At 75.1% G+C, this 24,636-nt stretch carries 18 protein-coding genes; 15 read left to right on the top strand and 3 right to left on the bottom strand.

All coding sequences use genetic code 11. The annotated features are described in order from the left end of the window. Window positions 1-373: 373 nt before the first annotated feature. A complete protein-coding gene (locus ACLWS4_RS08750; protein WP_049652142.1) occupies window positions 374-1,381 on the bottom strand; it encodes an ATP-binding protein in 1,008 nt (335 codons plus the stop codon). Between the two features lie 216 nt (window positions 1,382-1,597). Between ACLWS4_RS08750 and ACLWS4_RS08745 the strand changes: the two genes are divergently transcribed. Beyond that, window positions 1,598-2,488: an oxidoreductase gene (locus tag ACLWS4_RS08745; RefSeq protein WP_074001781.1), complete on the top strand. Its 891-nt coding sequence runs from the start codon at window positions 1,598-1,600 to the stop codon at window positions 2,486-2,488. Between the two features lie 380 nt (window positions 2,489-2,868). Here the strand turns inward: ACLWS4_RS08745 and ACLWS4_RS08740 are convergent, their stop codons facing one another. After that, window positions 2,869-3,666: an HAD family hydrolase gene (locus ACLWS4_RS08740; RefSeq protein WP_049660070.1), complete on the bottom strand. Its 798-nt coding sequence runs from the start codon at window positions 3,664-3,666 to the stop codon at window positions 2,869-2,871. An 840-nt stretch (window positions 3,667-4,506) separates the two neighbouring features. On the opposite strand from ACLWS4_RS08740, the gene ssd reads away from it, so the two are divergent. The 7 genes from ssd to ACLWS4_RS08705 all read left to right on the top strand — a co-directional run bounded on the left by ssd (window position 4,507) and on the right by ACLWS4_RS08705 (window position 10,406). After that, the gene (ssd, locus tag ACLWS4_RS08735; RefSeq protein ID WP_074001780.1) at window positions 4,507-5,631 is read left to right on the top strand and encodes a septum site-determining protein Ssd; all 1,125 of its coding nucleotides are present in this window, start codon (window positions 4,507-4,509) and stop codon (window positions 5,629-5,631) included. After that, window positions 5,631-6,968 carry a TadA family conjugal transfer-associated ATPase gene (locus ACLWS4_RS08730; RefSeq protein WP_117488511.1) on the top strand — a complete coding sequence of 446 codons (1,338 nt, stop codon included), beginning with the start codon at window positions 5,631-5,633 and terminating at the stop codon, window positions 6,966-6,968. Before ssd ends, ACLWS4_RS08730 begins: the two co-directional genes overlap by 1 nt. Before the next feature lie 151 nt (window positions 6,969-7,119). Continuing rightward, complete coding sequence (locus ACLWS4_RS08725; protein ID WP_416873757.1) at window positions 7,120-8,154, top strand: type II secretion system F family protein; 1,035 nt, start codon at window positions 7,120-7,122, stop codon at window positions 8,152-8,154. 137 nt (window positions 8,155-8,291) lie between these two features. Continuing rightward, window positions 8,292-8,927, top strand: coding sequence for a type II secretion system F family protein (locus ACLWS4_RS08720; RefSeq protein ID WP_416873710.1), 636 nt, complete (start codon window positions 8,292-8,294; stop codon window positions 8,925-8,927). 54 nt (window positions 8,928-8,981) lie between these two features. Next, complete coding sequence (locus tag ACLWS4_RS08715; RefSeq protein ID WP_416873709.1) at window positions 8,982-9,275, top strand: DUF4244 domain-containing protein; 294 nt, start codon at window positions 8,982-8,984, stop codon at window positions 9,273-9,275. 166 nt (window positions 9,276-9,441) lie between these two features. Next, on the top strand, window positions 9,442-9,891 hold the full coding sequence (locus tag ACLWS4_RS08710; protein WP_416873708.1) for a TadE family type IV pilus minor pilin: 450 nt from the start codon (window positions 9,442-9,444) through the stop codon (window positions 9,889-9,891). Beyond that, window positions 9,879-10,406 (top strand): Rv3654c family TadE-like protein, encoded by a 528-nt coding sequence (locus ACLWS4_RS08705; RefSeq protein WP_416873707.1) that lies wholly within the window; start codon window positions 9,879-9,881, stop codon window positions 10,404-10,406. The genes ACLWS4_RS08710 and ACLWS4_RS08705 overlap by 13 nt, the downstream gene beginning before the upstream one ends. On the opposite strand, the gene ACLWS4_RS08700 is transcribed toward ACLWS4_RS08705, so the two are convergent. Next, window positions 10,401-12,821, bottom strand: a complete 2,421-nt coding sequence (locus tag ACLWS4_RS08700) for a DEAD/DEAH box helicase (protein WP_416873706.1) — start codon at window positions 12,819-12,821, stop codon at window positions 10,401-10,403. The genes ACLWS4_RS08705 and ACLWS4_RS08700 overlap by 6 nt on opposite strands. Window positions 12,822-13,042: 221 nt before the next feature. On the opposite strand from ACLWS4_RS08700, the gene bldG reads away from it, so the two are divergent. The 7 genes from bldG (at window position 13,043) to tmk (ending at window position 24,605) form a co-directional block, all read left to right on the top strand. Further along, complete coding sequence (gene bldG / locus ACLWS4_RS08695) at window positions 13,043-13,384, top strand: anti-sigma factor antagonist BldG (protein ID WP_049659132.1); 342 nt, start codon at window positions 13,043-13,045, stop codon at window positions 13,382-13,384. A 160-nt stretch (window positions 13,385-13,544) separates the two neighbouring features. Beyond that, window positions 13,545-13,964, top strand: a complete 420-nt coding sequence (locus tag ACLWS4_RS08690) for an ATP-binding protein (protein WP_049659131.1) — start codon at window positions 13,545-13,547, stop codon at window positions 13,962-13,964. A 386-nt stretch (window positions 13,965-14,350) separates the two neighbouring features. Beyond that, window positions 14,351-15,127 carry a hypothetical protein gene (locus tag ACLWS4_RS08685; RefSeq protein WP_416873705.1) on the top strand — a complete coding sequence of 259 codons (777 nt, stop codon included), beginning with the start codon at window positions 14,351-14,353 and terminating at the stop codon, window positions 15,125-15,127. A gap of 278 nt (window positions 15,128-15,405) precedes the next feature. Continuing rightward, window positions 15,406-16,938 (top strand): methyltransferase, encoded by a 1,533-nt coding sequence (locus ACLWS4_RS08680; protein ID WP_416873704.1) that lies wholly within the window; start codon window positions 15,406-15,408, stop codon window positions 16,936-16,938. Window positions 16,939-17,198: 260 nt separating this feature from the next. Beyond that, window positions 17,199-17,657: a DUF3592 domain-containing protein gene (locus ACLWS4_RS08675; RefSeq protein WP_387973403.1), complete on the top strand. Its 459-nt coding sequence runs from the start codon at window positions 17,199-17,201 to the stop codon at window positions 17,655-17,657. Window positions 17,658-18,046: 389 nt separating this feature from the next. Then, complete coding sequence (gene topA / locus ACLWS4_RS08670; protein ID WP_074001774.1) at window positions 18,047-20,929, top strand: type I DNA topoisomerase; 2,883 nt, start codon at window positions 18,047-18,049, stop codon at window positions 20,927-20,929. Window positions 20,930-21,086: 157 nt separating this feature from the next. Beyond that, a complete protein-coding gene (tmk, locus tag ACLWS4_RS08665; RefSeq protein ID WP_416873703.1) occupies window positions 21,087-24,605 on the top strand; it encodes a dTMP kinase in 3,519 nt (1,172 codons plus the stop codon). Window positions 24,606-24,636: the final 31 nt, after the last annotated feature.

Here is a 24,636-nt window from a genome sequence, read left to right as displayed (position 1 = left end):
GTCGTGGGCGCGACGGTGTGGCGGGATGGCGTGGGCGCGGCGGGGGAGTGCGGGTGTCACCGGCCGGCGTTGACCATCAGGCCCGCCAGGGCTTCGGGCGAGGTGCGGGACGTCTCACCGGGGGCCACCGGGCGAACCATCAAGACTCGGTAAACCGAGGGTAATGAAAGCTTTGCACAGCGTGGTTCCGGGAGGGAAGCGGAAAACCCCCTGATTCACCCCAATGGGTGGTGGCCTAACGGTCGGGAATCTGCTGGTCGCAGCGGTCGTGGCTCCCGTCCGCCGGGGTCGGCTCCGGGGTCGGGCGCGGCGAACGGGCCGCGACCTCCCGGAGCGGGGGAGGTCGCGGCCCGTTCGGCGGCGGTGGTGGGGGTCAGGCGCGGGCGCCCGCCGGGGCGGTGCGCGTGTCGCCGTCCGCGAACCCGCCCAGGACGAAGTCCTCGTCCACCTGGGTCGCGAGGTCGATGCCGACCTTGGAGTTGGCCCAACTCTCCGCGTTGCGGCGGTGGAAGAGCACCGCCTGCTCGGTGTAGCGGCGCGCGTCCCGCCGCCCGTACGCCGCGTCGGCCTCGATCCGCAGCTCCTCCAGCACGGCCCGGTCGGCCGTCTCCAGGGACTTCAGCGGCGGTTCGGCGCCCTGCTCCAGGCGGCGCACCCAGTCCGACTGCCGGAAGGTGGTGAGCAGGTCGTCGCCGACCTCGCGGCGCAGGAAGGCCAGGTCGTCCGGCCCCTGCACCTTGTTGCCGACCACCCGCAGCCGCACGCCGAAGTCGCGGGCGTAGTCCTTGTACTGGCGGTAGACGGAGACGCCCTTGCGGGTCGGTTCGGCGACCAGGAAGGTCAGGTCGAAGCGGGTGAACAGGCCGGAGGCGAAGGAGTCCGAGCCCGCGGTCATGTCGGTCACCAGGTACTCGCCCGGGCCGTCCAACAGGTGGTTGAGCAGCAGTTCCACCGCGCCGACCTTGGAGTGGTAGCAGGCCACCCCGAGGTCCTCCTCGGTGAACGCGCCGGTCGCCAGCAGCCGGACCGAGCCCTCGTCCAGCGCGATCGGGCGGGCGCAGGCGGCGTAGACCGGGTTCTCCTCGACGATCCGCAGCAGCCGCGAACCGCGGCCGGGCGGCGTGGTTTTGATCATCTCGTCGGATGAGCGGATGAGCGGGTTGCTGCCGCGCAGGTACTCCTTGATCTCCGGCAGGTGCCCGCCCAGTGAGGGCAGGGCAGCGGCCTGATCGTCCGTCAGGCCCAGCGCGGGGCCCAGGTGCTGGTTGATGTCGGCGTCCACGGCGACGACCGGCCGGCCCAGGGCTGCCAGGTGGCGGATGAACAGCGCGGACAGCGTGGTCTTCCCGCTGCCGCCCTTGCCGACGAAGGCGATCTTCATCTGGGGACTCCGGCTCTCGCTCAGGGCCCTCGCTGCGGGCCGTCCGCCCAGGGGCCGCGCGACGCCGCCCCTAGTTGGAAATCGTTATCGTCTCCGATAGCGGCCATGCTAGCCGGGGTTTGGGCGTCGCCGGGGGCGGGAAGTGAGGATTGCCTCTAACGGGTGATGCGGGGTTGCTGTTCCGGGAGGGGCGGCCCGTTCATTACTCTCGGGTAGGTGAGCACTGGAACTGATCCCCTCGCCCCGCTGGCCCAGCTCCCCGGGGTGCCCGACGCGGTCGCCGAGGTGCGCAAGGCCGTCGACCGGCTCTACGGCCACCGGGTGATGCGCCGCCGCGCGGCCGAGGTCACCTCCGAGTCCGCGCTGCGCGGCGCCCGCGCGTCGGCGGCCCTGGCCGGGGCCGACTGGCCGCTGGAGGAGGTCCGCCGCCGCAGCGACTTCGGCGCGGACCCCGAGGCCCGGACGGTCGGCGCGGCCCTGCGGATCGCCGCCGAGGCCGGCCAGCTGCTCAGCATCTGGCGGCACTCGCCGCTCCAGGTGCTGGCCCGGCTGCACCTGCTCGCGGTCGGCGACGGCGATCCGGCCGCCGGTCGCCCGCGGCGGGCCGGGGAGGGCGCGGAGGTGCTGTTCCCGCAGGAGCTGGAGCCGGTGGAGAGCGTCGAGGTCGAGGCCGTCGACGGGCCGCCGCCCGTGCTGCCGCCCGCTCCGGGCGCGGAGGAGGTCGCGGCCCGGCTCGACCAGCTCTCCCGGCTGCTGGTGGCGCGTGCGGAGGGCCAGGGCGTGGGCACGCCGGCCCTCGTCGTGGCCTCGGTGGTGCACGGCGAACTGCTCGCGCTGCGGCCGTTCGGCGCCCACAACGGCGTGATCGCGCGGGCCGCCCAGCGGATCGTGCTGATCGCCGAGGGGCTCGACCCGAAGTCGATCTGCCCGGCCGAGGTCGGCCTGGCCGAGCTGGGCACCGCCGCCCACCGCCGAGCCCTGGCCGGCTACCTGGCGGGAACCCCCGAGGGGATGGCGGCCTGGATCGCGTACAGCGGTCGGGCGCTGCGGCTCGGGGTGCGGGAGAGCACGGCGGTCTGCGAGGCGATGCAGCGCGGGATGGTCTGAGCGCCCCGCTCGGGACGGCGCGCGCGGCCCCGAGGGGGCGCGCGGAGACGAGGATGCGGCGGCACCTGCTCCTGCCGGGTGCCGCCGCTGGTGCAGATACCGGGTGACCATGCATGCACCGGAAGTGCCGATCAGACGGGGATCCTGCCCGTTCGTCTGGTCCGGCGGCCCGACAGCGGGTCGGCTGCATGTGGGTGCCCGGATATCTGTACGTGCGGTCCGTGGGGCCTGAACTGCGTTGTCGGTTTGACCTCTTAAGGTCCTGACCGGGTCTCGCGGGCCGTGCTTCATTTGTATCGCGTTTCGGGGGAAAGGGGAACCCGAAAAGAGAAGTCTGTCCCGATTGACCGTTTTGTCCAAGGGCTGCCGGGCCGCCCGCCTCAGGCGAGGGGGCGCCTCCGGCGGGCCAGGTACCAGATCACCCCGGCGGTCACCACGGCCGTCCCGACCGCCACCGCGGTCAGCACCGAGCCGCTCGGGGCCGAGAACTCGGGCAGTCGGCGCCGCAGTTCCACCGGCTTGTCGAAGACCAGCACCGGCCACTCCCGGGCCTGCGCCTCCTTCCGCAGCGCGCGGTCCGGGTTGACCGCCGACGGATGGCCGACCGCCTCCAGTAGCGGCAGGTCGGTGGAGGAGTCGCTGTAGGCGAAGGAGGCGGCCAGGTCGTAGCCCTCGGTCGCGGCCAACTCCCGAATGGCCGCGGCCTTGTTCTCGGCGTAGGCGTAGTACTCGATCTCGCCGGTGTAGCAGCCGTCCTCGACCTGGAGCCGGGTGGCGATCACGTGGTCCGCGCCGAGCAGCCGGCCGATCGGCTCGACCACCTCGGAGCCGGAGCTGCTGACGATCACCACGTCCCGGCCGGCCGCGTGGTGCTGCTCGATCAGCGAGGCCGCCTCGTCGTAGATGATCGGGTCGATCAGGTTGTGCAGGGTCTCGGCGACGATCTCGCGGACCTGCTGGACGTTCCAGCCCCGGGTGAGCGCGGAGAGGTACTGGCGCATCTTCTCCATCTGGTCGTGGTCCGCGCCGCCGACCAGGAAGACGAACTGGGCGTACGCGCTGCGCAGTACGGCCCGACGGTTGATCAGTCCGCCCTGGTAGAAGGGGCGGCTGAAGGCCAGTGCGCTCGACTTGGCGATGATGGTCTTGTCGAGGTCGAAGAAGGCCGCGGTGCGCAGCCCGCCGGGTCGGGGGCGAACGGGCGGGCGGAGCTCTTCGGGCCCGGTGGCGTCGCCCTGGGACTCGTCGGCGTAGTCGTCGGCGTTCTCGGTGGTGTCCACGGGAACCGAGGATAGAGGGAGCCGCAAAAGACCCCGCCATTCGGCGTACTCGCGGGCGTGCGGGTTTGTGTTTCTGGCCGCTCGGGTACACCATGGAAGTCACGGATCGTTCGCGACCGTGCTAACCCGGTCCGGCTCCTCCCCCCCGAGCCGGGCTGTGGATAGACGACCCCCGCTCTCCCCCCCGGCGGGGGTCGTCGCACGTCCGGGGCCATTTTCAGGGCTTGAACGCCCCTCGCCGCGGGTGCGCCGCCGTCGTGTCGACGGCTTACAGGGGGTGTCGCCACTCCGGCCCGTCGATCGACTTTCGTCACTCTGTGTCGCCATTTGCTCATGCCCGTCGAGGATCGAACGGCTGGTTCCGATCGGTGGTGCGAGCCCGTTCGGAAGCCGTTCGGAAGCGCTGTCCGGAAGGCGGCGGGTGGAGGTCGGGAGAACGGCTGAACGGGACGGGGCGGGTCGCCGGTTCATCTCGGTGACCCCCTTTCGTCAATTCTTCGCCGAATAGCCCCCCGCCCGGGTGAACGTTTTCCTCCACAGCACACGAGTTATCCACAGGCAATCGGAACCCGGATGACGAAATCCGGATCTCCCCCCACCGTGATGACCGGCGGCGGTCGCCGGGCAGGGCCTCACCCCCTTCCTCCCTCAGAGGCCTGTCGGGCGGCCGTCCGCCGGAACCGTCCGACGTGCGCCGTCGGCCACCTCCGGTGGTCGGCGGCGCGGAGGGGAGCAACCATGTCGACGCCGATCGCCGACCACATCACCGCCGAGGGCCCCGCGGTCGCCGGGCCGCTCGTCGTCACCGAGGACGAGGGCCTGGCCGAGCACCTGCTGCGGATCTGCGCGGCGGCGGGCACCGAGCCGAGGCTGGTCCGGGGCGCGCCGCCGACGCGGGACCTCTGGGAAGGGGCCTCGCTGGTCCTGGTCGGGGACGACCAGGCCGTCCGCTGCTCCGGGCTGGGGCGGCGCGGCGGGGTGCTGCTGCTCGGGCTGGACCTGGACGACCCCGGGGTGTGGGTCAGAGCCGTCCAACTCGGGGCCGAGCACGTGCTGTTCCTGCCCGACGCCGAGGCCTGGCTGCTCGACCGGATCGCCGACGCGGCCGAGGGCGTCGGCTGCCCGGCAGTCACCGTCGCGGTGCTCGGCGGGTCCGGCGGGGCCGGGGCCTCGACCCTGGCCTGCGCGCTGGCGGTCACGGCCGCGCGGGCGGGCCGGCGGACGATGCTCCTGGACGGCGATCCGCTGGGCGGGGGCCTCGACATCCTGCTCGGCGGCGAGCGGGTCAGCGGGCTGCGCTGGCCCGATCTGGCCGGCTCCCGCGGGCGGGTCAGCGGGGCCGAGCTGGCTCGGGCGCTGCCCGCGCTCAAACGGCTCTCCGCGCTGTCCTGCCTGTCCTGGGACCGCGGCGACACCCTGACGGTGCCGCCGGAGGCCATGCGCAGCGTGCTGGCCGCCTCCAGACGGCGCGGCGGGCTGGTGGTGGTCGACGTGCCCCGGCACCTCGACGCGGCCGCCGGGCAGGCGCTGGAGCAGTCCGACCTGGCGCTCCTGGTGGTGTCGGCCGAGCTGCGCGCGGTCGCCGCCGCCGACCGGGTCGCGGCGGCGGCCCGGATGCGGCTCGGGGACGTCCGGGCCGTGGTGCGGCCGGTGCGGGCCGGCGGGCTCCCGGCCCGGCAGATCGTCCGCGGGCTGCGCTTGCCGCTGGCGGGGGAGCTGGAGCCGGAGCCGGGCCTGGCCCAGGACGTCGTGAAGGGCGTCCCGCCCGGAAGCCGGGAGGGCGGCCCGCTCGCGCGCTTCTGCGCGAGCTTCCTGACCGAGGTGCTGCCGCCGGTGCCGGTGGCCGGAGGAGGTGTGTACTGATGGTCCGTCTGCGCAGAACGGTCCTTCGGAGCGGATCGCCCGGTCCGGGCGGCGGTGCGCGGGAGCACCGGCCGCTGCGGAGCGTGCCGCCGCCCGGCGGGCCGCCGGAGCCCGGGCACGGGCCCTGTCCGTACGGTCGTACGGCCCGCGAGCAGCGGGCGGCGGCCCTGGTGGACGCGGTCCGGCTGCGGCTGGCCGAGTCGGGGGCCGCCCCGACGGCAGGCTCGGTCGCGGCCGCGCTGCGGGCCACCCGCCCGCCGCTCGGCGGGGACGAGGTCCTGGACACCGTGCGCTCGCTGCGCGCCGAACTGGTGGGTGCGGGCCCGCTGGACCGGCTGCTGGCGGCGCCCGACGTCACGGACGTCCTGGTGAACGGTCCGGACGAGGTGTGGGTCGACCGTGGCGGCGGCCTGCAGCGAACCACCGGAGTCCGTTTCGCCGACGCCGAGGCGGTGCGGCGGCTGGCCCACCGGCTGGCCACGGCGGCCGGCCGGCGGCTGGACGACGCCCGCCCGTGGGTGGACGCCCGGCTGCCGGACGGCACCCGGCTGCACGCCGTACTGCCGCCGATCGCGGCCGGCTGCACGCACATCTCGCTCCGGGTCTGCCGCCCCCGGCCCTTCACGCTCGACGAGCTGGTGGCGGGCGGGTCGCTGCCACCGGAGGGTGCGGAGCTGCTCGCGGGCATCGTGCGGGCCCGGCTGTCGCTGCTCGTGTCCGGCGGGACGGGCTCGGGGAAGACCACGCTCCTGTCGGCCCTGCTCGGTCTGGTCGGGCCGGACGAGCGGATCGTGCTCGCCGAGGACTCCGCCGAGCTGCAACCGGCCCACCCGCACGTGGTCCGGTTGCAGAGCCGGCCGCCAAATCAGGAGGGGCTGGGCGAGTTCACCCTGCGGGACCTCGTCCGCCAGGCGCTGCGGATGCGTCCGGACCGGCTGGTGATCGGCGAGGTCCGCGGGCCCGAGGTGTCGGACCTGCTGGCCGCGCTGAACACGGGGCACGAAGGCGGTTGCGGCACGGTCCACGCCAACACGGCGGCGGACGTGCCGGTCCGACTGGAGGCCCTGGGCGCGCTCGCGGGCCTCGACCGGACGGCGCTGCACGGCCAACTGCGGGCCGCGCTCGACGTGGTGGTGCACCTGGTCCGCGATCCGGGCTCGGGGCGGCGCCGGGTGGCGGAGATCCACACGCTGGCCGGGGCCGGTGACGGGTCGGCCGTGACCACACCCGCGGTGGCCTTCCCGGCGTCCGGTGGCCTGAGTCCCGGTGCGGGGTGGGAGCGGCTGGTCGGACTGCTGGCGGCGCGCGGGGTGTCGCTCGGGCGGGGGCGCCCGTGATCGCCGTGACGGTGGCCGGGCCGGTGGGCGCGGACGTGCGGGTGGTGGAAGTCGCCTTCGCCCTGTTGGTGGGCGGGTGCGCCGTGGGAGCTCTGGTGCTGCTCGGCGGCGCGGGCCGGAAAGACCGAGGTCAACGGAGGTGGGTGAAGTGATGCAGAGTCAGCTCGCGTTCTGCTGGGTGCTGGCGTTGTTCCTGGTGGCCGTCGTCGCGTGGCGTGCGGTGCAGGGGCAGTTGCCGGGCGGGCAGCGCTCCAGGCTGGTGTTGGCGGGCAGCGGGCCTCCGGTGCGGGGGCCCGGCCCGGAGATCGCGGTGCGGTCCTGGGCCGGGGGGCGGCTGCCGGGCTTCCTGGTTCCCGAACTGCTGCTCCTTCCACTGGGGTTGGCCGCTGGGCAGGCCACCGCCTCGCCGGTGCCGGTGCTCGCGTCCGCGCTGGCCGTCCTACCGCTGCGCAGGTGGCGGCTGCGGCGACGCCTGGTGGTGGAGGCCCGGCACCGGGCCGCGGCCGTGGTGGAGCTCTGCGCGGGCCTGGCAGGGGAGTTGCGTGGTGGTGCGACGCCGGAGCAGGCGCTGCACCTGGTCACCGCGCGGCTCGCCGCCGACCCGGAGGGGCTGCGCAGGCTCGGCGAGGAGCCGGTGGCCCGACTGGCGGCGGGCCGTTACGGCGGGGACGTACCCGCCGCGCTGCACCTGCTGGCCGAACTTCCGGGCGGCAGTGGGGCCGCGGCCGTCGCGGCCTGCTGGCGGGTGGCCGAGGGCAGCGGGTCGGGGTCGGCCGATGCGCTGGATCGGGTCGCGGAGGCGCTGCGCGGCGAGCGGGCGCTCGCGGAGGAGATCGCCGGGGAACTGGCAGGGCCGCGCGCGACGATCGCCGTCCTGGCCGCGCTGCCGGGCGTCGGGCTGCTCCTCGGTGCGGCGCTCGGGGCGCACCCGCTGGAGGTCCTGCTGCACACCCCGGCCGGGCTGGGCTGCCTCGTGGCGGGGGCGGTCCTGGAGGGGCTGGGCGTGCTCTGGACGGCACGCATCGTCCGGGCGGCGGCCCACGGCGCGCTGGAGGCGCCGGCTGGGCGGGGTGGGCGGTGTGCGGCCCCAGGTCGTGCGGGGCCCGCTCTTCGGCCGGGCGAGCGGAACCGCGGGCTGTCGCGGGTGCGCGCACGGGCGCTCGGGGTGGAAGCGGGGGCGAGGTGATGCGGGGCATCGAGTGGGCGGCTTTCGCCCTCACGGCAGGCGTGGTTGCTGCGGGGTGGGCGTCGGTGCGCGGCCGGGTGAGACGCCGACGGGTACTCGTCCGGGCCCGGGGCGGAGAGGGGATCGGAAGGCGAACCATGGCTGCTGCCTTGGTGGTTGAGCGTCGCCGACGACTGGTGGTGGCGGGCGTCGCCGGGATCACGGCGGCGGTGCTGCTCGGTGGCGGCCCCGGGCTGGCCGTCGGGGTGCTGCTCGCGGTGGGCGTCCATCGCTGGTCGGCCCGGGTACGCTCGCCGGCCGATCGCAGGGCGGCCCGCGAGGAGGAGCTGCTGACCAGGCAACTCCCGCTGGGTGCTGAGCTGTTGGCGGCCTGCCTCGGCTCGGCGGCGCTCCCCTCGGAGGCCGTGTCGGCGGTGGGTCGGAGCGTGGGGGCGCCGCTGGGGCCCCGGCTGGCGGCGATCGGGGCCGAACTGGCGCTGGGCGCACCGCCGGAGCTGTGCTGGCACCGCCTGGGCGAGCAGCACCCGTCGCTGGCGCCGCTGGCCCGCTGTCTGGAGCGCAGCAGCCTCGGCGGCGTCCCCGCCGCCGGCCCGCTGATCGGGTTGGCGCAGGGGCAGCGCACGGCGGCCGCCCGCGCGGCCCACGCCCGGGTCCGCCGGGCCGCGGTGCTCGCCACCGCGCCGCTGGGGCTCTGCTTCCTCCCGGCCTTCGTCCTGATCGGCGTGGTGCCGGTGGTCGTCGGCCTCACCAGCCGCTTCGCCGAGGCGATGTGAAGGATCGTCGGCCGCACGAGCGGCCGTCGTACGTCGAGTGACAGGAGAGTTTTCATGACCGCAGTGATCGCGATTCGGCCCAGTGCCGGGCGTCCGCTCCGCCCGTTGGCCGAGGAGTGGCAGCGGAGGAGCCACCGGTCGGCCTGTCGGGTGCGCTGGGCAGCCCGCCGGGTCCGCCGGGTGGCGCGACTCCGAGGCCGCTCGGACGCCGGGATGACCACGGCCGAGTACGCCGTCGGGACGCTGGGCGCGTGCGCCCTCGCGGCCGGGCTGTACAAGGTGGTGACCAGCGACGCCATCACCGGTGCGCTGACCGACATGCTGGTACGGGCGCTCCATGCGACCTGAGGCCGGCTGCCGAACTCCCGCCGGTGGGCCGCCTTCGGCCGGTGGACCCCTGGGGGCGGGCGCGCCCCGTGGGGCTGCCTCCGGTCGTCGGCGGCCCCCGGCCGGGCGGTCGGGAGGAGGTTCTGTCCCCGCCTCGCGAGGCACGCGCCCCGGCATCGCCCCGCCCGTGCTCAGGGCGGGCGGCAGGGGCCTGAGAACGGACCCGGACCGGGCGTGGTCGCTGCGCCCGGGGCGGCGCGGCGACGCGGGCTTCGTGACGGCGGAGACGGCGGTGGCACTGCCGGCGCTCCTCCTGCTCGCGGCGATGCTCATCTGGGGCGTGCTCGCGGCGGCCGCGCAGATCCGCTGTGTGGACGCCGCCCGGGTCGGCGCCAGGGCGGCCGCTCGCGGGGAGGCGGACGCCGCCGGGCTCGCCCGCGCGGCGGCCCCGCCGGGCGCACAGGTCCGGGTCGCCCTGGCGGCCGACACGGTCCGGGTCGAGGTGGAGGCGCCGTGCGCTGGGCCGGGCAGGCTCGGCGGGCTGCTCGCCGTCCGGCTCACTGCGGCGGCCGTGGCGGCCCGGGAGGACGTCCTGGTGGCGGGCGCGGAGGCAGGTGGTGGCCCGTGGCCGTCCTGACCGGGCTGCGGGAGGCGGCGGAGCGGCTGGCACGCGCCCGTGCGGCCCGAGCGGTCGCGGTAGGCGGCCGGGGGCCGGACGCCGGCTCAGCGACGGTCTGGCTGCTCGCCCTGGCGATGCTGGGCACGGCGGTGTTCGCCGGGACGATCGCGGTCGGCTCGGTGGTGGCCGCTCGGCACCGGGCCGAGTCGGCGGCCGACCTCGCGGCCCTCGCCGCGGCGGACCGACTGCTGCTGGACCGGGACGGCGGCTGCGCCCGGGCCGCCGGGATCGCCGCCGTCCAGGGCGCCGGGCTGGTGTCCTGTGCGGTCGACCGGTCGGCGGACGCCGTGGAGGTGGTGGCCGAGGTGGAGGTCCGCGGGCTCCCGGCCCGACTGCCGGTCGGCCCGGCGCGGGCGAGGGCTCGGGCCGGGCCGGTACGGGCCCCGGTCACCGGCCCCGAGGACGCGTCGGAGGGCGGGCCGGGCGGAGCTCCGGGCGGAGCCCCGAGCGCGGCTGCGGGGGCGGCCTCATGAACCGGCTGGTGCCCCACCGTCCGGTCCCGGGACCGCTTCCGGTCCGTCCGGTGTCTCCGACCCGCCCGCCCCCGGCCCGTCGTCCGGTGCCTCCGTGGCTTCGGGTGCCCCGGCCAGCAGGACGCCCAGGAGCCGGATGGCGGCGGCCTTGTCCAGCGGGTCGTTCCCGTTGCCGCACTTGGGCGACTGGACGCAGGACGGGCAGCCGCGCTCGCACTCGCAGGAGGCGATCGCCGTCCGGGTGGCCGTCAGCCACTGGACCGCCCGCTGGAAGCCGCGTTCGGCGAAGCCGGCCCCACCGGGGTGGCCGTCGTAGACGAACACGGTCGGCAGGCCGGTGTCCGGGTGCAGCGGGACGGAGACGCCGCCGATGTCCCACCGGTCGCAGGTGGCGAACAGCGGCAGCAGCCCGATCGAGGCGTGCTCGGCGGCGTGGGCGGCGCCGGGCAGCTGGTCGGGCGGGATGTCCGCGTCGAGCAGCTGGTCCTCGGTGACGGTCCACCAGACCGCCCGGGTGCGCAGTGTGCGGGGCGGCAGGTCGAGCTTGGTCTCGCCCATGATCTCCCCGGTGGAGATCCGCTTGCGGAGGTAGCCGACCACCTGGTTGACCACCTCCACCGAGCCGAAGCTGAGCCGGCCCTCGCCCCAGTCCACGGTGGTGTCGGTGTCGAGGACGGAGATGGAGGTGATGTCGCGGGCGGCCGTGGTGTACGGCGGGTCGGCCGGTTCGACCAGGGCGACGGAGTTCTCCAGGTCGAACTCCCGGACCAGGTAGGTGCGGCCCTGGTGCAGGTGGACGGCGCCGGTGTGGACGGTGGTGTGCGCGGCCGCGGCGTCCACCGTGCCGAGCAGCCGGCCGGTGTCGGCCTCGACGATCTGCACCGGGCTGCCGCCGCTGCCGCGCAGGTCCACCGCGTCGGCCGCGCGCTCGCGACGGGTCCAGTACCAGGAGCCGTCACTGCGCCGGCGCAGCAGGCCGCGCCGCTCCAGGACCGGCAGCAGTGGTGCGGTGGACGGCCCGAACAGCTCCAGGTCGGCATCGGTGAGCGGGAGTTCGGCGGCGGCCGCGCACAGGTGCGGGGCGAGCACGTGCGGGTTGTCGGGGTCGAGCACGGTGGCCTCGACGGGGGCCGCGAACAGCGCCTCCGGGTGGTGCACCAGGTAGGTGTCCAGCGGGTCGTCCCGGGCGATCAGGACGGCCAGCGCGCCCTGGGCCTCCCGCCCCGCGCGGCCCGCCTGCTGCCAGAGCGAGGCCCGGGTGCCGGGGTAGCCGGCCATCAGGACGGCGTCGAGGCCGGAGATGTCGACGCCGAGTTCGAGAGCGGAGGTGGAGGCGAGGCCGAGCAGTCGTCCGGAGTGCAAGTCGCGTTCCAAGGCCCGGCGTTCGTCGGCGAGGTAACCGCCGCGGTAGGCGGCCACCCGTCCGGCGAGCGGGCGGCCGAGCTGGTCCTGGGCTTGGAGCGCGACGAGCTCGGCGGCGCGCCGGGAGCGCACGAAGACGACGGTGCGGGTCTCCCGTTCGACCAGCTCGGTCAGCAGGTGGGCCGCCTCGGCGGTCGCGGTGCGGCGCACGGGCGCGCCGTGCTCGCCGACGTTCTCGGTCAGCGGCGGCTCCCAGAGGCCGAAGACCATCGGCCCGCGCGGCGAGGCGTCCTCGGTGACGGCCACGGCGGGCAGGCCGGTCAGCCGCCGGGCGGTCGCGGCCGGGTCGGCGGTGGTGGCGGAGGCCAGCAGGAAGGCGGGTGACGAACCGTAACGGGCGCAGATGCGGCGCAGCCGCCGCAGCACCTGGGCGACGTGCGAGCCGAACACGCCCCGGTAGCTGTGGCACTCGTCCACGACCACGTAGCGCAGCGCCTTGAGGAAGGAGGACCAGCGGGCATGGCCGGGCAGGATGCCCCGGTGCAGCATGTCCGGGTTGGTGAGCACGTAGGAGGCGTACTGGCGGACCCACTCGCGCTCCTCGGGCGGGGTGTCGCCGTCGTAGAGGGCGGCGCGCACCCTCGGCGGGGCGAGTTCGGCGGCCCGGCGCCGCTGGTCGGCGGCGAGCGCCTTGGTCGGGGCCAGGTAGAGCGCGGTGGCGCCGCGGCCGTTGCGGGCCTCGGTGCCGTCCAGCAGGTCGCTGAGCACCGGGGCCAGGTAGCCCAGCGACTTGCCCGAGGCGGTGCCTGTGGCGATCACCACAGTCTGGCCGCTTTTGGCCAGATTCATCGCTTCTGCCTGGTGCGCCCACGGCTGTTCGACCCCGACGGCACGAGCCGCGGCCACGACCTCCGGACGGATCGAGTCCGGCCATGGTGAATAACGCGCAGGTCGGGCGGGAAGGTGCTCCGTATGGGTGAGTCGGTCGGACCGCCCCCGGCCGGCGGCCAGGGTCGTGAGCAGTGCCTCGGGCGGGCTGTGTCGGGGCGGCATGAGGACCCAGTGTGTCACCGGCGTGACGGAGAATCGTCGTAAGCCATCGTGCGGGCATGGTCGCAGGTGGTTGAATGTGGCCGTGACGGCCGTATGGCCGTGGGTCGCAGCGCCGAGGCTTGCCACGCGTGGCTGGGCGCGCCCGGGCTCGCGACCATGCGGTGGCGGCCGTCCGGCCGAGGATCGCACATGACGTAGCAAGGCAAGGTGCTGGAGGTTCCGTGGACCTGTCCCTGTCGACCCGTTCAGTCGGCGATCGTACGGTCGTCGAGGTTGGCGGCGAGATCGATGTGTACACCGCCCCGAAGCTGCGGGAGCAGCTGGTCGAGCTCGTCAACGACGGCAAGTACCACCTCGTCGTCGACATGGAAGGCGTTGACTTCCTCGACTCGACCGGCCTCGGTGTGCTGGTGGGCGGTCTGAAGCGAGTGCGTGCCCACGAGGGCTCGCTGCGCCTCGTCTGCAACCAGGAGCGCATCCTGAAGATCTTCCGCATCACCGGCCTGACCAAGGTCTTCCCGATCCACACCTCGGTGGACGACGCGGTCAACGCGACCGACTGACGCGGCCGGGCCGGCCCGTGCGGCCGGCCCCGCTCGTTCTTCGCGTCCGGGTGCCCGGGTCCGTGTGGCCCGGTGCGTCCCCCGGGCGCCCCTGGGCCGGTTCCGCCGGCCCGCAGGGGCCGGGTCTCCGGCCCCGGTCGGAGCACCCCGAGGGGGAGAGATGGCAACCGTCGAACTTCGATTCAGCGCGCTTCCCGAGCACGTGCGGACGGCCAGGCTGGTCGCCGCGGCCGTCGCCAGACGGGCCGGGGTCGACGAGTCGGTGCTCGACGAGGTACGGCTCGCGGTCGGCGAGGCGTGCTCCCGCGCGGTCGGACTGCACCAGCGCGGCGGCATCGGCGGCGCGGTCCGGGTCGCGTTGACCGATCAGGAGAAGCGTTTCCTCATCGAGGTCGAGGACGAGGCCGGCCCCGCCGCCGTCCCGGCCTCCGGCGACGCCGAGGGCGGCGAGCCGGACGAGGACACCCTGGGCCTCGCCGTGATCACCGGCCTGGTCGAGGACCTGGAGGTCACCAACGGCGCGGCCGGTGGCCTGATCCGGATGAGCTGGCCGGTTTCGGTCGCCTCCATCGCGGTCTGAGGCGCTGCCTCGACGTCTCCTCGCGTCCCCGCCGCCTCGCGGGCGCTTCCTCGCGCCCGAGAGCGGCCGGGGTCCTGTTCCCGGGCATGCGGTGACACACCGCTGATCCCGGCGGTTCGCCGCGTCGCGGACGAGGACGTCCACGCGGATCCGCGCCGTGCGGCCGACCTGGCCGCTCGCGCGGACCACCCCACCGCCGAAGCACCCCACCGCCGAAACACCCGGGCCGGGACGAGTGCGAGCGGGCCTGACCCGGGCCGGGGCGTCGAGAGGGCGGCCCCTGGAGGGCGGGGGAGCCGGGAATCGGGGGACGGACGAATCGGGGGACGGACATCGGCCGTGTAGGTTCGACGACCGATGACGACCGAACCGAAAGGCTTCTCCCGGTGAACAAGCGACTGCTGGCCGTACCCGCCCTCGGCGTGCTGCTCGCGTTCGGCGCCGTCGGCTGCGGCGGCGACGACAACAACAGCAAGCAGCTGGAGTCCTGGGCGTCGAACGTCTGCGGCGCTGCCAAGGACCCGATCGCCCAGGCGCAGACCGCGCTGGCCGACACCGGACAGGTGAAGACCGGCGAGGCCCCGGCCGACCTCCAGAAGCGGCTCTCCACGGACATCGGGCGGCTGGCCAAGACCAACCAGGACATAGCCGCCGCCATCGACGCGGCCGGGGCGCCCAAGGTGCAGGACGGCGCGGCCCTCCAGAAGGACACCGTCGAGGAGCTGAAGAAGGCGGCCGACGGGTACGTGGAGGTCCAGAAGAAGGTGGACGCGCTGCCCAACAACGACCAGGCCAAGTTCGCCGACGGGCTGCGCAGCGTGGCCGACCAGGTGCAGCAGCTGGCCTCGCTCTCCACCCAGGCGCAGAGCAAGCTCCAGCGTGGTGAGCTCGGCGCGGCGATGGCCAAGCAGGAGGGCTGCAAGCCGTCCCCGACCACCGCCTCGAGCGGCGGCGCCACCGGCGGTGCGGGGGCCGGCGCGAGCGGCACCCCGGCCCCGGGCGGCACGACCCCGGCGCCGGGCGCCACCGACACCCCGAGCGCCCCGGCCACCACCCCGGCGCCCGGCGCGACCGACGGCACGAGCCCGGCCGCGGCCGGTGCGACCACCGCTCCGGCCGCCCCGCCCACCACCCCGGCGAACCCGGCCCCCAGCGCGAGCTGAGCCCGGGCGGACCGGACGGTCCGACGCGCCCGTCCCCGGTACCGGGGACGGGCCCGGTGACGGGGACGGCGAGCCGCCGCCCCCGGAGTCGCCGTCCCGCGAGTCGCCGTCCCGTGATCCGGCGCCCCTGTCACAGGCCCGCCGCTGAACGACTCGGTGCCCCCGGCAGGGCGGCGCGTGGTGGCTTCCAGGGGGCGCGCGGGGTGGTGCGGGCTTCCGTCCGCCGGCCGCGGGGCGCAGCGGCGGCCACCGGGTGGGAGGCGGGGGACAATGGAGGGGTGATCAGTAGCCCCGTTCTCGACCCGACCCGCCTCGCCAAGTTCCGCGAGGCGCTGCTCGCCGCCTCGTTCACCGCCGACGGCTGCCTGGACCTGCTCGGGCCCACCGGCTATTCGGCGTTGGCCCGCAGCGAGGCGGTCCCGGCGCTGCGGGCGACCCGCGGTGGCAGCCCGCTGGAGACGCTGGTGCGGCTGTTCCTGCTGCAGCAGCCGGTCCTGTACCGGGCGGCCGCCGCCGCACTGCCGGTGGAGGACTGCCTGGCGGACGGCTGGCTGCGCCCCGACGGCGATCTGGTGCGCGCCACCGTCGACGTCCGGCCGTACGCCAACGAGGTGGCCGGGATGCCCAGTTCGGACGCCTGGGTGGTCTCCGACCTGGGCTGCGCGGTGGGCGGTGCGGGCGGCATCGGCTCCGGTGAGACCGCGCACGGGGTGGCCCGCAAGGACCTGGTGCTGGGCGTCGGCGGCGCCTCCACCACGCTGGCCAACATCACCGTGCGCCGCCCCGTCCGGGCCGCGCTGGACCTCGGTTCGGGCTCCGGCGTGCAGGCGCTGCACGCGGCCCGGCACGCCGGGACCGTGACCGCCACCGACCTCAACCCGCGCGCGCTGCGCTTCACCGAGCTGACCCTGGCGCTGTCCGGTTTCGACAGCACCGAGGTGTCCGCCGGAAGCCTCTTCGAGCCGGTCGGGGAGCGGAAGTTCGACCTGATCGTCTCCAACCCGCCGTTCGTGATCTCTCCGGGCGGCCGGTTCACCTACCGCGACGGCGGCATGGCCGGCGACGACCTGTGCCGCGGCCTGGTCCGCTCGGCCGCCGACCACCTGGAGCCCGGCGGCTACTGCCAGCTGCTCGCCAACTGGCAGCACGTCAAGGGCGAGGACTGGCACGAGCGGCTGGCCGGCTGGGTCGCGGGCACCGGACTGGACGCCTGGGTCGTCCAGCGCGAGGTCCAGGACGTGGCCCAGTACGCCGAGTTGTGGCTGCGCGACGGCGGCGACCACCGCGGCCCCGGCGGCGACTACCAGGCCCGGTACGGCGAGTGGCTGGACGCCTTCGAGGCGGGCCGGGTCGAGGGCATCGGCATGGGCTGGATCACCCTGCGGGCGAGCGGCGCCGAGCGTCCGACCGTCCGGGTGGAGGAGTGGCCGCACCCGGTGGAGCAGCCGCTCGGCCCGCACATCGAGGCCTGGTTCGACCGGCAGGACTTCCTCCGCTCGCACGACGACGCGGGCCTGCTCGCGGCCCGTTACGTGCTGGCCGACGAGGTGGTCCAGGAGCAGGTCGGCGCGCCCGGTGCGGAGGACCCGGAGCATGTGATCCTGCGTCACAACCGCGGCATGCGGCGGGCCACCAAGGTGGACACCGTGGGCGCCGGCTTCGTCGGGGTCTGCGATGGGACGCTGTCGGCGGGCGAGATCGTGGACGCCATCGCGCGGCTGCTCGGCGAGGACCGGGTGGTCCTGCGGGACCGGGTGCCGGAGTCGCTGCGCCTGCTGACCGAGCAGGGGTTCATCGACCCGGTCCGCTGAGACCTGGTCCGCTGAGACCCGGTCCGCTGAGACCGGAGCCGCTGAGACCGGAGCCGCCGAGGCCCGCCCCGCCCGGGCCTGCCCCGCCGGGACCGGAGCCGCTGATCGCGGCGGGACCGGTTCCGCCGCGACGCGGCCGGTTCACCGGTCCGTACCCCCTGGTTCGTCCGACCGCCGCCGGGCGGCTGTCTCCCGTTGGCCCTCCGCTGTGAAGCTCTGTCCACAGGCTGTGGACAGAGCTGGGGAGCCGGGGGCCAGAGGTGGACACGACGACGGCGATGGTGGGCGGGTCGGTGCTCGCCCTCTTCGGTGGCGTGCTGCTGCTCTGGTGCGCCGCCGAAGTGGGCCTGCGCCTGCGGGTGCGCCGCCGGGGGGCGTCGGCGGTGGCCACCGTGGTGGCCGAGGACGACGTGCACGGCCAGCTGGACAGCGCGCCGCTGCTGTCCTTCTCGGTGCCGCCCTCGGTGGGCGGCTCCGGCGCGTGCGGGATCGCGGGGCTCGTGATCGCCCGCCCGCGCGGGCACACCCCGCTGCGCCGTCCGGACCGTTTCGCGCCAGGTGCCTCGGTGCGGATCTGTTACGACCCGCAGCGCCCGAGCCGGGTGGTGCTGGCGCCCGGGGAGGTCGGCCGGGCGGCCGTCGTCGACCTGTTGTGGAGCGTCCTGGGCGTGGGGTGCCTGGCGGCGGGCGCCGGGCTCCTGGTCGCGGTCGGCGGCTGAGCCCCGCGCCCCGCGAGGGATCCGGGAGAGGCCGGCAGCAGATCCGGGGGCGGGCGCCCAGGGCGGATTCACGCCATCCCGCGCCGACCTGTCGATTTTCCGTTGACAGATCTTGAAATCCGTCATTCCATCCTCCGGAACCTGCCGAAGGCCCCCCTCCACGGGGCGCGAACCTCCGTCATCGGGTTACCGTTCGAGTGGCGTCGGTGAGGCCGGCAAGTGAAAAAGCGGGATCCGTCCGTTTGACAAGGGTGGCCGGGGTACGGTCACACTCCGCTGGTGGGGGTGTCGTGCCGCGGCAGCCCCGGGACGGTGGAGGGGTCGGGCGGAGCGCAGCCCGTGCGGCCGGCGCCGACCAGCCACATAAGGACCGGGAGAGAAGAGCGAAGGTGTCCCCGAGCAGCGAGACCGCGCACGGACAGCGACTCGTCATTGTCGAGTCGCCGGCCAAGGCGAAGACGATCAAGGGCTACCTTGGCCCCGGCTACATCGTCGAGGCGAGCGTCGGGCACATCCGCGACCTCCCCAGCACCGCGGCCGAGGTGCCGGACAAGTACACCGGCGAGGTGCGCCGCCTCGGGGTGGACGTCGATCACGACTTCGCGCCCATCTACGTGGTCAACGCGGACAAGAAGTCCCAGGTCAGCAAGTTGAAGTCGCTGCTCGCGGAGTCCGACGAGCTCTTCCTCGCCACCGATGAGGACCGCGAGGGCGAGGCCATCGCGTGGCACCTCCAGCAGGTGCTCAAGCCCAAGGTGCCGGTGCACCGCATGGTGTTCCACGAGATCACCAAGTCGGCGATCCAGGAGGCCGTGGCCAACCCGCGCGAGCTCAACCAGCGCCTGGTCGACGCCCAGGAGACCCGCCGCATCCTCGACCGCCTGTACGGCTTCGAGGTCTCGCCGGTGCTGTGGAAGAAGGTCATGCCGAAGCTGTCGGCGGGCCGCGTGCAGTCCGTCGCGACCCGCCTGGTGGTCGAGCGCGAGCGCGAGCGGATGGCCTTCCACACCGCCTCGTACTGGGACCTGGTCGGCACCTTCGGCACCGGCCGCACCCCGGCCGACGCGGCCAACCCGGAGACCTTCGGCGCCCGGCTGGCCGCCGTCGACGGCAAGCGGATCGCCAGCGGCCGCGACTTCGGCCAGGACGGCCGGCTGAAGGCCGCCAGCGCGAACACCCTGCACCTGGACGAGCAGGCGGTCCGTCAGCTGGCCGCCGCCCTGGAGCAGACGGCGTTCGCCGTCCGCAGCGTCGAGTCCAAGCCCTACCGCCGCTCGCCGTACGCGCCGTTCCGCACCACGACGCTCCAGCAGGAGGCCAGCCGCAAGCTGGGCTTCGGCGCGAAGCGGACCATGCAGGTGGCCCAGAAGCTGTACGAGAACGGCTTCATCACCTATATGCGTACCGACTCCACCACGCTGTCGGACACCGCGGTCTCGGCCGCCCGGGCGCAGGTCACCCAGCTGTACGGGGCCGACTACCTGCCGGACGCGCCGCGCACCTACGCCAGCAAGGTCAAGAACGCGCAGGAGGCGCACGAGGCCGTCCGCCCGTCCGGCGACCGCTTCCGCACCCCCGCCGAGACCGGTCTGACCGGTGACGACTTCAGGCTCTACGAGCTGATCTGGATGCGCACCGTCGCGTCCCAGATGAAGGACGCGGTCGGCCAGTCCGTCACCGTCCGGGTCGGCGGCACCTCCGCCGACGGCCGGGACGTCGAGTTCTCCGCCTCCGGCAAGATCATCACCTTCCACGGCTTCCTCAAGGCCTACGTCGAGGGCGCCGACGACCCGAACGCCGAGCTCGACGACCGCGAGCGCCGGCTGCCGCAGGTCGCCCAGGGCGACCCGCTGGCCGCCGACCGGATCACCCCGGAGGGCCACGCCACCAAGCCGCCGGCCCGCTACACCGAGGCCTCGCTGGTCAAGGAGCTGGAGGACCGGGAGATCGGCCGCCCCTCCACCTACGCGTCGATCATCGACACGATCATCCAGCGCCGCTACGTCTTCAAGAAGGGGACGGCGCTCGTCCCGTCGTTCCTCTCCTTCGCCGTGGTCAACCTGCTGGAGAAGCACTTCGGCCGGCTGGTCGACTACGACTTCACCGCCAAGATGGAGGACGACCTCGACCGGATCGCCGCCGGTGAGGCGAAGTCCGTGCCATGGCTGAAGCGCTTCTACTTCGGCGAGGGCGAGGGCAGCGCCGCGGGCGGCGCCGCCGAGGCCGGCAACGGCGACGGCGACCACCTGGGCGGCCTGAAGGAACTGGTCACCGACCTCGGCGCGATCGACGCCCGGGAGATCAGCTCGTTCCGGGTCAGCGACGACATCACCCTGCGGGTCGGCCGCTACGGCCCGTACGTCGAGCGCGCCTCGACGGTCGAGGGCGAGCCCGGCCAGCGTGCCGACATCCCGGACGAGCTGCCGCCGGACGAGCTCACCGTCGAGCTGGCCGAGGAGCTGCTGGCCAAGCCCAGCGGCGACTTCGAGCTCGGCGCGGACCCGGTCAGCGGCAACATGCTGGTCGCCAAGGACGGCCGCTACGGCCCGTACGTGACCGAGATCCTGCCCGAGGGTACGCCGAAGACCGGCAAGAACGCGGTCAAGCCGCGCACCGCCTCGCTGTTCAAGACGATGTCGCTGGACACCGTCACGCTGGAGGACGCGCTGCGGCTGCTCTCGCTGCCGCGGGTGGTCGGCACCGACGCCGAGGGCGCGGAGATCACCGCGCAGAACGGCCGCTACGGCCCGTACCTCAAGCGCGGCACCGACTCCCGCTCGCTCACCGACGAGGACCAGCTCTTCACGATCACCCTCGACGAGGCGCTGGCGATCTACGCCCAGCCCAAGCAGCGCGGCCGGGCCGCCGCCGCCCCGCCGCTCAAGGAGCTGGGCAACGACCCGGTCAGCGAGCGCCCGGTGGTGGTCAAGGACGGCCGCTTCGGCCCGTACGTGACCGACGGCGAGACCAACGCCACGCTCCGCAAGGACGACGAGGTCGAGACCATCACGCCGGAGCGCGGGTACGAGCTGCTCGCCGAGAAGCGGGCGCGCGGACCGGTGAAGAAGGCGGCGAAGAAGGCCCCGGCGAAGAAGGCCGCGGCCAAGAAGACGACCACCGCCAAGACCGCGGCGACCAAGACCGCCGCGAAGAAGACCGCGGCGAAGAAGACCACCACCACCAAGACGGCGGCGGCGAAGAAGACGGCGGCAAAGAAGACCACCGCGAGCAAGACGGCGGCCGGCCAGGCCACCGCCACCGACGAGGGCTGATCCCAGGTCACGGCAGCCGGGCCCGTGCCCCCGATCCCGGGGGTGCGGGCCCGAGGTCCGTCGGGTCCGTGCGGGCTACGTCACAACCCGGTGATGAGCGCGATCCGGAAGCCCGTTCGCAGCGTTCCGGCCAGGCCCCGCCCGCTACGCTGACCGTATGACGAGCGAGGAGCAGCCCACCCCCAGCGCCGTCCCGGCCGCCAGAGCCCGGGCGTTCGACCTGCCCGAGGTCGCGCCCGCCGGGAGCCCGGCGGACCGGGCCAGGGCCCTGCTGCGGACACGCGCCTACCGGCGCCTGTGGACCACCCAGCTGATCGGCGGCACCGCCGACCGGCTCGGTCTGCTGGTGCTGCTCGCGCTCACCGTGATCGCCGCCGCCCAGGGCGGACAGTTCGGCAGCCTGCCGCGCAGCCTCGCCTTCGCCCTCGCCGCGGTCCTCGCCGTCCGGGTGCTGGCCACCGGGCTGGTCGGCGTCGCGCTGCTCGGCCCGGTGCACCGGCTGGTCACCGGCCGGCTGGACCGGCGCTGGACGCTGTTCGGCGCCGACGTGCTGCGCGCCCTGCTGATCGGCCTCGCGCCCTGGTGGAGCGTCTGGCTGGGTTCCGCCGCCAAGCCCTCCGGGGCCGCCGTCTACGTCCTGCTCGCCACCGTGTTCGTGACCGGTGCCGCCGAGCGGGTCTGGGGGATCGCCAAGTCCGCCGCCGTCCCGGGCCTGCTGCCGCCGGCCAACCCGCACCTGCCGGCCGCCGAGCAGCGCCCGGCCGCGGCCAACCTGGACAGCGTCCGGAGCATCGACCGCTTCACCGGCTGGGTGACCGTGCCGCTCGGCGCCGTCGGCCTGGTCGCCTTCACTCTGCTCAACAACATCGGCGCGGCCGTCGGCTCCGACTGGCTCCGCGCCCACCAGCTCACCTTCGCGGCGCTCGGCGCGGCCGGGCTGTTCGCCGCCTCGGCGGTCCGCGGCTACCTCCAGCAGCTGCCCGGCGGCCCGGTGACCGTCGCCCCGGTCTCCCCGTTCCAGGGCCTGCGCGCCCCGACCGACGCGACCCCCGGCCCCGCGCTCGGCAAGGGCCGCACCGGCAGCGCCCCGTACTTCACCTTCGCCGTCGCGGCCGGCTACGCCTCGATGGCGGGCGTCGCCGCGCTCGCGCTGCTGACCGCCGCCGAGCACCGCGCCGGGCCGATCGGCTACGGCCTGCTGGTGCTCGCCGCCGCCGGGACGCCCGCCCTGGGCACCCGGCTCACCCGGGCCACGCTGCCCTCGCTGTCCCGCCGCCGACTGCTCGCGCTGGCGCTGCTCACCCAGGGCGTCGCGCTGATCCTGGCCGGCCTGGTGCTCGACTTCGTGCTGGTCCTGCTGCTCACGGTGCTGGCCGGCCTGGCCGCCGGGATCGTGGTTTCGGCCGGGCGCACCCTGCTCGCCCAGGAGGTCGAGGAGGCCCGGCTGCCGAAGGTCACCGAGCACCTGTTCGCGGTGCTCCGGGCCGTGGTCGCCGCCGCGCTGGTCGTCGTCCCGCTGATCGCCGCCGCCTACGGGGACGTCGAGTACGGCACCGTCGAGCCCGGCTCCTTCACCTTCATCCACGGCGGCGCGGCCCTGGCCGTCGCCACCTCCGGGCTGCTCACCCTGGTGCTCGCCGCGGTCGTGCTGCTGCGCACCGACGACCGGCGCGGCACCGCGCCGTTCGTCCGGGACCTGGTGGACTCGGTGCGCGGCGCGGGCGGCCCGGTGCCGCACCAGGGTGCGGGCACCGGCTTCTTCATCGCCCTGGAGGGCGGCGACGGCGCCGGCAAGTCCACCCAGGCCCAGGCGCTCGCCGAGTGGATCCGTGGCAAGGGGCACGAGGTCGTGCTCACCCGCGAGCCCGGCGGCAGCCCCGTCGGCCAGCGGCTGCGCGGCCTCGTCCTGGACGTCGGCAACACCGGCCTGTCGCACCGCGCCGAGGCGCTGATCTACGCCGCGGACCGCGCCGAGCACGTCGAGAACGTCATCCGGCCGGCCCTCGCCCGCGGCGCCGTGGTCATCACCGACCGGTACATGGACTCCTCCATCGCCTACCAGGGCGCCGGGCGCGACCTGGCCGCGACCGAGGTCTCCCGGATCTCCCGCTGGGCCACCGGCGGGCTGCTGCCCGACCTGACCGTCGTCCTGGACGTCGACCCGACCAGGGCCCGCGAGCGCTTCACCGAGGCGCTGGACCGGCTGGAGTCCGAGCCCACCGAGTTCCACCAGCGGGTCCGGGCCGGCTTCCTCTCCCTCGCCGCCGCCGACCCGGCGCGCTACCTGGTCGTGGACGGCAGCCAGGCCCCCGACTTCGTCACCACCGCCATCCGGCACCGGCTCGACCGCGAGCTGCCGCTCTCCGAGCAGGAGAAGGCCGCCCGCGCCGAGCAGGAGCGGCTGGCCAAGGAGGAGGCCGAGCGCCGCGCCGCCGAGGAGGCCCGCAAGAAGGCCGAGGAGGAGGCCGCCGAGCGCAAGCGGCAGGAGGTGCTGGCGCAGCTGCGGGCCGAGCAGGCGGAGAAGGAGCGGCTGGCCAAGGAGGAGGCCGAGCGGGCCGCCGCCGAGGCCCGGCGCAAGGCCGAGGAGGAGGCGCGCCGACGGGCCGCGGAGGAGGCCGAGCGCCGCGCCGCGGAGGAGGCCAAGCTCCGCGCGGCCGAGGAGGCCCGGCTGGCCGCGGAGGCCGTCGAGCGCAAGCGGATCGCCGACGAGGCGGCCGCCCAGGCCGAGCTCCAGCGGCAGCGCGAGCTCGCCCGCGAGGAGCAGCGGCGCCGGGCGGAGGAGGCGCTCCAGCGGGCCGAGGAGGCGCGGCTGGCGCAGGCCGCCGCGCTCGCGGCTGCGGCCGCTGCGGCGGAGTCGGCGGAGGGCCGGGCCGAGGGGCGGCCGGGGTCGGGTTCTGGCTCGGCGGGTTCGGGTTCGGCGGCGGGTTCGGGCTCGGGTTCGGCGTCGGGGGAGGCGACCACGGAGCTGCGGGCGGTCCGGGACATCCCGAAGGACGCTCCGCGGGACGCGGCTCAGGCCTCGTCGGGCGGGCTCGGGGACGAGGCGACGCGCGAGCTGTCGCCGCGGGACCGGCAGGCCGCCGTTCGGGCGGCCGAAGCCGCAGAGGCGCGCAAGGCTGCCGAGGCGCGTCGGGCCGCCGGTGCGGTCGACGAGACCACCAGGCTGCCGGTGGTACCGGCCTCGGCGGTGGACGAGACGGCCGTGCTGCCGAAGGTCCCGGCGGAGGCCGATCGGACCGCGGTGCTGCCGCGGATCGAGCCCGGGCGCGTTGAGGGCCGTACGGACGGCCGCGGCGAAGGGCGGGCCGAGGGCCGGGCGGCGCAGGCGCCGAGGCGCGCGGAGCCGGTCGACAGCACCCGTGAGCTGCCGGTGGTCGGCGCGGAGCCGGCTTCCGGGCTGCAGTCGCCGTCGCAGCCGCAGCCGGCCGCCGAGCGGCCGCGGCCGGAGTGGGCCGAGGAGACGCCGATGGACGACCTGCCGAGCCTCACTGACACCCTGCTCGGCTCGCACGACGAGTGGGCGCGCTGGGAGCACGGCGGCCCGGGCCAGGGCGGTTCGTACGGCGGCCCGCAGAGCGGCGCCCAGGGCGGTGCGGAGCGGCCCGAGGGCCGTGGGAACGCCCAGGGCGAGGGTGACGGCAAGGGCAAGGGCCGTCGCTGGGGCCGCCGGGGCTGACCGGACACGCGTGCGCGGCGCCGTCGGGGCG

This window comes from Kitasatospora sp. SC0581, from assembly GCF_048159585.1.
Lineage (GTDB): Bacteria > Actinomycetota > Actinomycetes > Streptomycetales > Streptomycetaceae > Kitasatospora.
The sequence above is the reverse complement of the archived record's forward strand: the minus strand, read 5'-3'. Positions and strand labels throughout refer to the sequence as shown.

Bases quoted from the DNA above. Each gene is read 5' to 3' on its own strand.
- ACLWS4_RS08730 (WP_117488511.1), top strand. From the start codon at position 5,631: ATGGTCCGTCTGCGCAGAACGGTCCTTCGGAGCGGATCGCCCGGTCCG.
- ACLWS4_RS08750 (WP_049652142.1), bottom strand. From the start codon at position 1,381: ATGAAGATCGCCTTCGTCGGCAAGGGCGGCAGCGGGAAGACCACGCTG.
- ACLWS4_RS08690 (WP_049659131.1), top strand. From the start codon at position 13,545: ATGGCAACCGTCGAACTTCGATTCAGCGCGCTTCCCGAGCACGTGCGG.
- tmk (WP_416873703.1), top strand. From the start codon at position 21,087: ATGACGAGCGAGGAGCAGCCCACCCCCAGCGCCGTCCCGGCCGCCAGA.
- ACLWS4_RS08720 (WP_416873710.1), top strand. From the start codon at position 8,292: ATGGCTGCTGCCTTGGTGGTTGAGCGTCGCCGACGACTGGTGGTGGCG.
- ssd (WP_074001780.1), top strand. From the start codon at position 4,507: ATGTCGACGCCGATCGCCGACCACATCACCGCCGAGGGCCCCGCGGTC.
- ACLWS4_RS08700 (WP_416873706.1), bottom strand. From the start codon at position 12,821: ATGCCGCCCCGACACAGCCCGCCCGAGGCACTGCTCACGACCCTGGCC.
- ACLWS4_RS08725 (WP_416873757.1), top strand. From the start codon at position 7,120: ATGCAGAGTCAGCTCGCGTTCTGCTGGGTGCTGGCGTTGTTCCTGGTG.
- ACLWS4_RS08715 (WP_416873709.1), top strand. From the start codon at position 8,982: ATGACCGCAGTGATCGCGATTCGGCCCAGTGCCGGGCGTCCGCTCCGC.